8 protein-coding genes and 3 pseudogenes are annotated in these 9,807 nt (G+C 49.3%); 8 read left to right on the top strand and 3 right to left on the bottom strand.

Annotation, left to right across the window (positions count from 1 at the left end; genetic code table 11):
- The first annotated feature begins 176 nt into the window (after window positions 1–176).
- Window positions 177–1,708, top strand: a pseudogene (gene tnpC / locus BMI79_RS23200) (IS66 family transposase).
- Window positions 1,709–1,762: 54 nt separating this feature from the next.
- Here tnpC and BMI79_RS23845 read toward each other — a convergent pair.
- Together BMI79_RS23845 and BMI79_RS22525 are read right to left on the bottom strand one after the other, a co-directional pair.
- Window positions 1,763–1,930, bottom strand: coding sequence for a hypothetical protein (locus tag BMI79_RS23845; RefSeq protein WP_158069132.1), 168 nt, complete (start codon window positions 1,928–1,930; stop codon window positions 1,763–1,765).
- A gap of 27 nt (window positions 1,931–1,957) precedes the next feature.
- Window positions 1,958–2,203: pseudogene (locus tag BMI79_RS22525) on the bottom strand (DUF2913 family protein); the annotation flags it as partial.
- A 768-nt stretch (window positions 2,204–2,971) separates the two neighbouring features.
- Between BMI79_RS22525 and BMI79_RS22520 the strand changes: the two are divergent.
- From BMI79_RS22520 to BMI79_RS22495, 6 genes are all read left to right on the top strand, one after another.
- Window positions 2,972–3,610 (top strand): DUF1120 domain-containing protein, encoded by a 639-nt coding sequence (locus tag BMI79_RS22520; protein ID WP_076944377.1) that lies wholly within the window; start codon window positions 2,972–2,974, stop codon window positions 3,608–3,610.
- A gap of 77 nt (window positions 3,611–3,687) precedes the next feature.
- A complete protein-coding gene (locus BMI79_RS22515) occupies window positions 3,688–4,389 on the top strand; it encodes a fimbria/pilus chaperone family protein (protein ID WP_076944381.1) in 702 nt (233 codons plus the stop codon).
- A gap of 60 nt (window positions 4,390–4,449) precedes the next feature.
- A complete protein-coding gene (locus tag BMI79_RS22510) occupies window positions 4,450–6,924 on the top strand; it encodes a fimbrial biogenesis usher protein (RefSeq protein ID WP_076944376.1) in 2,475 nt (824 codons plus the stop codon).
- 3 nt (window positions 6,925–6,927) lie between these two features.
- Window positions 6,928–7,491, top strand: a complete 564-nt coding sequence (locus tag BMI79_RS22505) for a DUF1120 domain-containing protein (RefSeq protein WP_076944375.1) — start codon at window positions 6,928–6,930, stop codon at window positions 7,489–7,491.
- A gap of 61 nt (window positions 7,492–7,552) precedes the next feature.
- Window positions 7,553–8,167 carry a LuxR C-terminal-related transcriptional regulator gene (locus tag BMI79_RS22500; RefSeq protein WP_076944374.1) on the top strand — a complete coding sequence of 205 codons (615 nt, stop codon included), beginning with the start codon at window positions 7,553–7,555 and terminating at the stop codon, window positions 8,165–8,167.
- Window positions 8,168–8,533: 366 nt separating this feature from the next.
- Window positions 8,534–9,274 carry a carbonic anhydrase gene (locus tag BMI79_RS22495; protein WP_076944373.1) on the top strand — a complete coding sequence of 247 codons (741 nt, stop codon included), beginning with the start codon at window positions 8,534–8,536 and terminating at the stop codon, window positions 9,272–9,274.
- A 154-nt stretch (window positions 9,275–9,428) separates the two neighbouring features.
- Here BMI79_RS22495 and BMI79_RS22490 read toward each other — a convergent pair.
- Window positions 9,429–9,611 (bottom strand): annotated as a pseudogene (locus BMI79_RS22490) (ISKra4 family transposase); the annotation flags it as partial.
- A gap of 46 nt (window positions 9,612–9,657) precedes the next feature.
- Between BMI79_RS22490 and tnpA the strand changes: the two are divergent.
- On the top strand, window positions 9,658–9,807 hold a 150-nt coding region (tnpA, locus tag BMI79_RS24635; RefSeq protein ID WP_425272352.1), incomplete at its 3' end, for an IS66 family insertion sequence element accessory protein TnpA.

The following is a 9,807-nucleotide window of genomic DNA, read 5'->3' as shown; positions in this document are numbered from 1 at the left end:
CCCGGCAAGGGGATGTCGCCTGGCTGCTGTCACCCGAGCAGGCCGACTGGTTGATGAAAGGCATTGACTGGCAGCGGGTGGACGGCCTGGATTTAACCGGCTGGAAATAACGAAAGACAGTGATTAACACATTGATTATCAATGACAATGTGGTGTCGTGTTGATAAAATGCTCACATGAATATCGATGCCTTGCTGACCTCAAAAGACCCCGACGAACTGCGCACTCTGGCGTTGAAATTACTCGCGGACCTTGAACAGCAGACACAGCGAAACCAGTCACAAACGTGCTATATCCAGCAACTGGAAGAGGCACTGAAAAACGCCCGACAGTGGCGCTTCGGGCGCAAAAGCGAAGCCTTCCAGGGCGAACAGCGCGGGTTGTTCGACGAAGACATCGAGGCCGATGCCGCCGATATCGAGCAGCAACTGGCCACGCTTTTGCCTGAACCAAAAGCACCAAAACCGCAGAGGGCCAAACGCCATCCCCTGCCGCCTGAACTGCCCCGGGAAGAGGTCCGCCTGGCCCCGGCGTCCGATAGCTGCCCAGACTGTGGGCACACCCTGCGCTTCATCCGCGATGAAATCAGCGAACGGCTGGAATATGTTCCGGCTCGCTTCATCGTTCATCGGCATGTCCGCCCGCAGTTCAGTTGTGCACACTGTGAAACGGTGGTTAGCGAACCGCTACCGGCACAACTGATTGAAAAAGGTCTGCCCGGTCCGGGTCTGCTGGCGCAGGTGGTGTGTGCCAAAAGCCTTGACCATCTGCCGCTCTACCGTCAGCAGGTGATATATCAACGTAGCGGTGTCGACCTGCCTCGCAGTACGCTGGCGGGCTGGTTCGGTGCGGTAGGGGCGGCCCTGAAACCCTTGGCCCAGACGCTGCATCAGGACCTGTTGCAACACCCGGTCCTGCAGGCCGACGAAACGCCGCTCTCCCTCCTCGACCCCGGCAAGGGCAAAACCCAACGCGGCTACCTGTGGCTTATATCACCGCGCTGGGGGCTGACCGGTCAATCGTGCTTTATGACTGCCAACCGGGGCGCAGTGGGCAATATGCCCGCGATGTGCTTGAGAGCTGGTGCGGTACCCTGGTGGTAGACGGTTATGCCGGTTACCAGGCGTTGTTCGACAGTGGGCAGGCGCGTGAAGCAGGCTGCTGGGCGCACGCCCGGCGCAAGTTCTTCGAGCTGTTTACTTCCAACAAAAGCCCGGTAGCCAAGGTTGCGCTAGACACCATCCGTGAGCTTTATAAGCTTGAGCGCAAAATCAAACCTCGGTCGGCGGATAAGAAACGCCAATGGCGACGGCGATACGCCAAACCCCGACAGGAGGCCTTCCATCAATGGCTGTTGTTGCAACAAACGCAAACGGCACCCAACTCGGGGCTGCACAAGGCACTGGACTACACCCTGAAACGCTGGCCGGCGTTGCTGCACTATCTGGACGATGGCCGCGTGCCCATCGACAATAACCGCACTGAAAACTGTATCCGTCCGGTGGCCGTAGGCCGCAAGAACTGGCTCTTTGCCGGGTTTTTACGGGCTGGGCAACGGATGGCGGCTATCCTGAGTCTGCTGGAAACTGCCAAACTCAACGGCCACGACCCGTATATCTGGTTGCGCGATGTACTGACCCGTTTACCTACCTGGCCGAACAGCCGGATCAGCGAGCTATTACCCTACGCCGAAAACAGCTTCAGTTAATATCCGCCAGATTATTACATTATTTTAATCACACAACGCGAGTTCGCCGTTCGGTTACGCGATCACTTCATTGATCTTTGATTCCACAAACGCCGTTGAAACAGGTTCTCCGTACCGGTGCATTTCACCGTAGTTTGGGATCATCATCTTATTGTTCCGGATGTGTGCTTTCAGCGCTTCAGACTTGATTTCCTTCCAACTCATTTTGTTAATGTCTTTCACATCGATTTCCTGTTTATTTTTATACTGTCATAGGAGGATCGCATTCTGCTGCACCATCAGTTGATACTGATAGGGGGTAGAGGCATCGCTGTCGGGCACCACCTGCCAACCACAGCGGTCAAACAGTTTCTCGACTCCCGGTACATTCCCCGTCAAGCGCACCATCAATGGTTTCACCTGATGCCCGTCATCATCAAAAGCGACATCGAGATTGCTCCGCAAGATAAAGATACCATTCACGCCAGCATTCAGCGTGGCTGCATACCGAACGCTGCCGTGCTCGCACCGAAGGTGTGCTACGTTCGCGGTTCATCACGCTATTTTCGCTGTATAACCTCTATAACTCGGGTATGTAAAAAAACGTATATGTTTCCTGGTAAAAAGAAAACATTAAAATGAAATACACCTCAAACAGGATTTTTCCCCACAATATCTGTGTACATCATCAGGAGTAATAATCGCTATTTATCTCCCGTTTAACCTTTGTTTATGGTTTGACATGCGGATGATTTTTTTTATTTTTGAAACAAATAACCAAATATTACATATAACAAACCACCATTCGATCTACACCTCTTTAAAACAACAAAAAAACAGAATTTTATTCTTTATTTGTTATTTTTTCGCCATTAAGAGCTGTAAAAATACAGTTTGACGACACATACGATCGAAATGTATTTTTACGGAAGTTTACTTGTGCATCGATTCGTCATGTATTCCTCTTGCTCGATTTAATCTAGGGGCTGATGAGTTGGCATATTTACTGCGCATCGAAGATGATGCTGTGTTTGTTAATAATGGGGCATTATATAGCGATTGTTTAACAACGTTTTAAATATTTCAGGTGTTGGTCTTGTTGATTTCTTGCGTCAATCTTATGGCAATACTATCGATACTCCAGCAAAGAAACACTGTGACTCTGCAGCAGTTAGTGTGCATGGAGAGTCACAATTAACCCATGGCGACTGTTGTTTCCATGAATTAACTTCCTTCCGGCATGATCGGAATTTTTAATCGGTAATTAATAAGGAATATATAGAAATGCGTAAACTGTTGACGTTTACCCCTGCAGCACTGCTTTTACTGACCGTATCTGGTGCAGTCCATGCCGCAGACGCCAACCTTACCATAAAGGGCACAATTCTCCCGGCAGCCTGCACGCCGTCAATTAGCAACGGTGGGGTGATTGATTATGGTTCTATTGACAGCAATAGCCTGAATGTCAATAAGGTCACGAATCTGCAGACGATGCCGCTGACCATCAGCATCGCCTGTACTTCTCCGATTAAAGTCGGTTTTAAAGTGGCTGACAATCGTCCAGGAACTCATAACGAGACCGGTCCACGATTCGGACTGAATACGGACAACAGTGGCAACAATATCGGGTATTACTTCCTGGCTCCAGAACAAGAGTCATTCCGGATTGACGGGGAAGCAGGCCGTCTTGCATCAGTAAACGGTGCTACATATCAAGAAGCCAGCATCATCGGCCCTAATGGACTTACTTATACTGCATCACTGATAAGTAAGCCCTCAGGCCCGATTACGGAGCTTCCTTTCGCCACTAACATGATTTTTGATGTTGGTATTCGCACCACTATTTATCCTAAAAACAATCTTGATTTAGCGAATGAAATCAATCTGGACGGTAGTGCCACGTTAAGCGTCGTGTATCTCTAACTCTGTCTGGCCCGGCAGCAATGCCGGGTCTTCTTTCTCTGTTCTTAATGATAACTGCTCTTGTTGAGGTAATTCTGATGACGCTGTTCTTGCGCGGCGCGGTATTGACCGCAGCCCTCACTCTATTTCCCTGCATTTTACTGGCTGCTGGAATGGTGCCTGAGACACCCCTTGTGTTTATTCAGGCCAGTGAAGGTGGGGGGACCATTAATGTCAAAAATACAGACAACGGGCCTGCCCTCTTATACACCACTGTGACGAGCCTTGCAGAAGATAAATCAGAGGTCAATATCATCCCCACTCAGCCCATCATCCGGGTGGAAGCCGGTAAAATTCAGCAGGTTCGCTTTGTACTTGAGGGCGCAAAGAATATTCAGGTCCAGCAGCTAAAGCGGGTGATATTTGAAGGGATTCCAGAACATAAACCAGGTACCAATCGCGTCGCCATGACGGTGCGTCAGGACCTGCCAATGATTATCCATCCTCAGGGCTTGCCTAATGTAAACGATCCGTGGACACGTTTGAGCTGGTCCCTACAAAATGGCACGCTAACTGTCAATAATCCTTCTCCCTACGTGGTTCGCCTTGATCCTAAAGTGGTGCTAATGCCTTCGAATACCCAAGGGACCCTGGATAAAACCTATCTGCTTCCCGGGCAGTCGATGGCGGTGGCACTTCAGGCCGGCGCTGTACCTGCCGGCGACGGTCAGGTAAAAATGTTTCCCGCTACCCGCTATGGCTCACCGGCTCCTGATTACAATGCAAACATCACTCGATAGCCTCCAGAAGGGATGTCTTTTGGGCTGACCCTGTCACATTTATGACCGAAAATTATAACAATGAAAAATTATACCGTTTATCAGACGCCATTACGTACATTTACGGCTGCCACGCCGGGCGCATTTTTCAGTCTTATCACATTTTTCCTGTGGCTGCCGGGCCAAATATCGGCCGCACAATTTGATATTTCCACCTTGAAAGCCCGGGGGCTTCATACTGGCGTTGCAGAGTATTTTTCTGAGGCGCCGCGCTTTATGCCGGGTATCACGCCCGTGAGTATTCGCCTCAACGGCAAAGAACAGGGGCTTATTCCAACCCGCTTTGGGGCTGACGGAAAACTGTGTGCGGACCAAGAACTACTGACAAAACTGGCACTCAAATCTGTTACCAACGTTATGGAATCCGCAAAAGACAGCTCCTCTTGTCTCGACTACGAGAAAGCTTATCCCGGAACCTTGATCACGCTTAATCCTAATGAGGCAAGCGTGGAAATTGTCACCCTGCCTTCTGCACTGGATCCGCAGCGCCTGCAGGTGCAGGGATATGAACAGGGCGGAAGAGCAGCCCTGCTGAACTATGACATGTTCTCAATACAAAACCGTTTTACCGGGCGCACTACTTCCCGAGCACAAGGGGCGTTTGAACTAGGAATTAATCTGGATGATTGGGTATTGCGTAGCCGCCAAATGATGACATTGAGTGAGGGAAATACGAGCAACAATGTCCTTTATACCTATGCACAGCGGGCACTCCCTACCTTCGGCAAGACGCTTCAGGCAGGACAGATCAATATGAATAATTCTCTGTTTACCGGGGCGCCAATCACCGGTGTGCAGTTTACCCCTACTAATGGGCTATTTGATGACGTAAACGATAGCGGCGTAACTGTCACTGGCATTGCGCTGTCGACACAGGCGCAGGTCGATATTCGCCAGTCCGGAGTGCTAATTTACTCAACGCTGGTGCCCGCAGGGTTGTTCACACTGAGTAACATACCCGTAATAAGCCGCGTTGCTGACCTGGTGGTAACGGTAACTGAAACCAATGGTCAAAAAAACCAGTTTAGTGTGTCTTCCAGTACATTTGGCAGGGGGGATGGAAAAATTGGCCCACCACAGGGGCTGTCTTTCTCGTTTGGCAAGGTCCGGGAAGTCCAATCGCCCGACCGTTTGCCGCTGGTAGGGATGGTTTCACAAGGGTGGTCACTGTCTAAAGGAACAAGTCTCAGTAGCGGTATGATGCTGGCGGAGACGTATCAAGCGCTTGGTGGACAGGTGGATTTCGCGCCCGCCAATCACTTCCTGGTGTCGGCAGGGCTGTTGAGTTCCAGAGAGGATAAGGAGGCTAACAAGGGCACCCGACTGACGCTCGGTGCAGGCTATAGCGCACCGTACAACGTTACCTTCAATACCTCCCTGTCCCAGAACTCTGCGGGGTACCGGGAACTACTCGATACTCTCAATCTGAGAAACGCTGAACGGTCCGGCGACAGGAAACGTGAATATAATACTGCCATCGGCTGGTCCCTCCCTCATGCTGGTTACTTATCCCTGGGATATTCACGCATACAGGGATTTGACCCGGCAGATACCCGTCAACGCCTGATTGGCTCCTGGGGAAAGCGGATTGCTGCCACCTCTCTGTCGGTCAACTGGCAGCGCGACATAGGCCAGCGCTCTGGCAACGCGATGAATGGGGACAGTGTTTTTGCCAACCTCAGCGTTCCGCTTGGTGGGCATAATATGAATACTTATGTACGCAGTCGTAATAACAATACGTTGTCGGGCATTAGCGCCAACGGGAATATCAGCCGTGATCTCCATTACTCGCTAACCACCGAGCGTGACATGAGTGATCAACAGGTCAATATGAGCGGCGGCCTGAATGCCAACTTGCATTATACCCAACTGGATATCAACGGCAGCCGCAATGGGGGCTACGCCCAGAGTTATTCTACTACCTTACGCGGGGGTATTGCCGCCCACGGTTCGGGAGTCACCTTCTCACCGTACCCGATAAGGGAAACTTTCGGGATAGCCTCCCTCAGCCAGCCTATCAGTGGAGTGGCTATCAGCACTCCGAGGGGACAAGTCTGGACCGATTTTACTGGACAGGCAGTCGTGCCGTCTCTGCCCCCTTACCGTGAGACACGCATTGAGCTGGATTCAAACTCCCTGCCTAAACATGTGGATGTGGGGAATGGAACCCGGCAACTGACGGTGGGATTTGGCGCGGTCCCCCGTCTGAACTTTGATACGCTGAGCACTCGCAGGGCCTTGCTAAAGGTGACATCTCCGGGGGGAAAACCATTACCCAAAGGAACATTGATTACTGACGCTCAGGGGAACTACATCAGTACGGCGGTGGAAGACGGTACGCTATTTATTAACGATATAGCACCTGAAAGCCAACTTTTTGCTCTCACTGAGAATGAAAACAGGCAGTGCCGCCTGACCTATACCCTTCCGCCACAAGCCGACCTGAACGTTTATTACGAGATGATCAGTGCAATCTGTCATCCTCAGGAGACCTAAAGCATGAATTATTACTCTGGCGCCTTACGATATTTTTTCACCAGCTGCTGGCTGGCTTCAGCTGCACTGCTCTTTCCAAAAATAACCCACGCGGCCCCACCGGACTGCCATATTAGTCAGGGCCTGCCGGAAATTGACTTCGGCCGCCTCACCCCAACCAGTGGCATTGCTTCGCAGACCTCACTGACAATGAGTGAGCGAGCGGTGACGGTTACAGTGAACTGCCTGAAGCCAAAACGGGTGGCGCTGCTCTTTGATGGGGAGGGTCTTAATGGAAAGGCTTTTCGATTTGGAGAGAGCGGGAAAGTTGGGGTCACTCTTTCTTCAGCAACGGTGGATGGCCGCAGTGTAGGCCTGTCTCGCTGGAATAAGGGCGCGCGATCAGAAGATCGTCTGGCAATATTGGCCGGCGACAGTATCGTCTGGCAAGACGGTGCTCAGGTTGCATCAGGCACCCTTTTTACCGTTGTCATTGGTGTAGAGCCGACAGTATCGACTCAGGCCCTCCACGCGCGCGATATTACTGTGTTGGAAAGCCGTATCAGGATGCGGCTTGAAACAGATTAAGCGAAAAGAATACAGGATTTGTTCGAATGGACGAGGCAATGCTCCCCGTAAGGAAAGATAAATGAATATTAAAACGCATGTTATCATCCAGCATCCCTGCATGTTTACCCGTATTGCGATGCACAAAATTATCAGGGCTCTCGGGGATGAATACGCCGTTAAAGAAACGGCATGCCTCACTGTATATATGCAGGAGAATAAGCTGCCGCCAGTTTACAGCCCAATCCTGCTAATAACGCATATTCCTTCTTGTTGTTCATTAATAAAAACTATGCATGCGATGGGGAAGTTGCAGTTTCAGTCTGCTCATTCACTCAAGACGATAGTGCTAACCAATCGGATGATCCGCCCGTTGGTCATGGAATTTCTTAATCAATATGCAGAACGATGCTTTTTTTTGGATGAGCGCGCGACAATCGGGAACTTTTCAGAAAATATTCGACATCTTTTGAGCAAAGAGGTAACCAGTATCACGGCCAGACATTTTAATTTATCAAAATCACTGACCGCCAGAGAACGTTATGTCATAGAGTGTTTGATTAAAGGCATGTCTATCTGGAAAGTCGCGAATGGCTTGGGTATAGATTATAAGACTGTGAGTCAACACAAAATATCAGCACTCAGGAAGTTGGGTCTTCGTCATTTTAATTCTCTTTTTTCAGTGAAGTGGAATTGAGGTGTGTCATAATAATATTTTCAATTGCGCTGCATTTTTTCCTCATGCACCTGCGTAGAAGAAATATCTCCAATTAATAGTTTTTTTCAGGTGAAATTGTAAATGAACGAAAGAGATGTAGCGTCATTTTTGTAATTTTCTCTGACTCAATTCAGGTTATAACCTGGCTGCAGCTACTATGCTATAAATGTTGATAAAGTGACATTAGATAAGAACGGGTCTTTAAAAGAAAGGGGGGCACCTGCAGTGTTTTCAATGAAATTTGAGTGAACTGATAAGCGCGCTCAGATCTGGCAGGTTTATATTAATATTTTTACACTGCGTAATCGTTTTAAACCGATTCAACTCTACAATCAGGAGAAAATTATGGAAAAAAAATCAGTCCAACTCCCACGTCGTACAGTGCTGAAACAAATACTCGCTGTTTCAGCCGTCTCAGTCACTGGGCTGACTGTCTTATCAATGCCTTCTGTTTCTTTTGCCGCTTCACTTAGCAAAAAAGAGCGCGACAATATGACTCCTCAGGCGGTAATTAAACACTTTCAGCAGGGCAATCTTCGTTTTCGGCAGAATAGTCCAATGCAGCATGACTATCTGGCACAGAAGCGCAACAGTATTGCAGGTCAATATCCCGCGGCGATAATCCTGAGCTGCATTGACTCAAGGGCACCAGCAGAAATTTTGCTGGATGCGGGAATTGGCGAAACATTTAATTCTCGTGTAGCGGGAAATATCAATAATCGCGATATTCTGGGCAGTATGGAGTTTGCTTGTGCTGTTGCAGGAGCAAAAGTGGTGCTGGTGATGGGGCATACACGCTGTGGTGCGGTTCGTGGTGCTATCGAGAACGCGGAACTGGGTAACCTGACGGGCCTTTTGGATGAAATTAAACCCGCAATTGAAAAGACGGTATACAGCGGAGAGCGTAAAGGAAGTAATTATGATTTTGTTGATGCTGTAGCCCGAAAAAATGTTGAACTGACCATTGAGAATATTCGAAAAAAAAGCTCGATTTTGAAAGATCTGGAAGAGCAGCAGAAAATTAAAATCGTGGGTAGTATGTACCATCTTACCGGCGGTAAAGTTGAATTTTTCGAAGTGTCATGATCTCGTGCCGGATACGGTGAAACGATGACTGTAATCTACTCAGCCATCATTAAATTGGGGTTCTACGCCGGAACCCCAGATTTTTCCGTCCGCCAAAATTATCCACGGTTGAGCAGCTTTAGGAGAGCATGAAAAAGCGCGGGGCAGTCGTAATCTACGCTGCCATCGCTGATACCTTTACATCACTTTGTTCGCCTATTGAGAACCCCGTATACCAGCAAGCGAATTTATCCTGCAGCTCATTGTTCAGAACAGCGGTCCGGGTCTGTAACAAATAATGCGCACCTTTTCTGCTCCACTGCATCTGCTGTTTTTTGGCCATTCGTCTGGCGATCACGTAAGCGTCCGGCGAACTCATATTGTTAACAAAACTCTGCTGCCACATGCTGCCTTCATTCAATACAATGAACCTGAGGCAAAATATGACAAAACAGTATTCTCACAGTGAACGGCAACAACATCTCGACGCCTGGCAACAGAGTGGATTGTCTAAAAAGCATTATTGCCGACTGCATGACCTGAACCCGGCCACC

The sequence above is a fragment of the Serratia oryzae genome, assembly GCF_001976145.1.
Classification (GTDB): Bacteria; Pseudomonadota; Gammaproteobacteria; order Enterobacterales; family Enterobacteriaceae; genus Chania; species Chania oryzae.
Note: the sequence above shows the minus strand (reverse complement) of the source record. Positions and strands in the feature narration are given on the sequence as shown.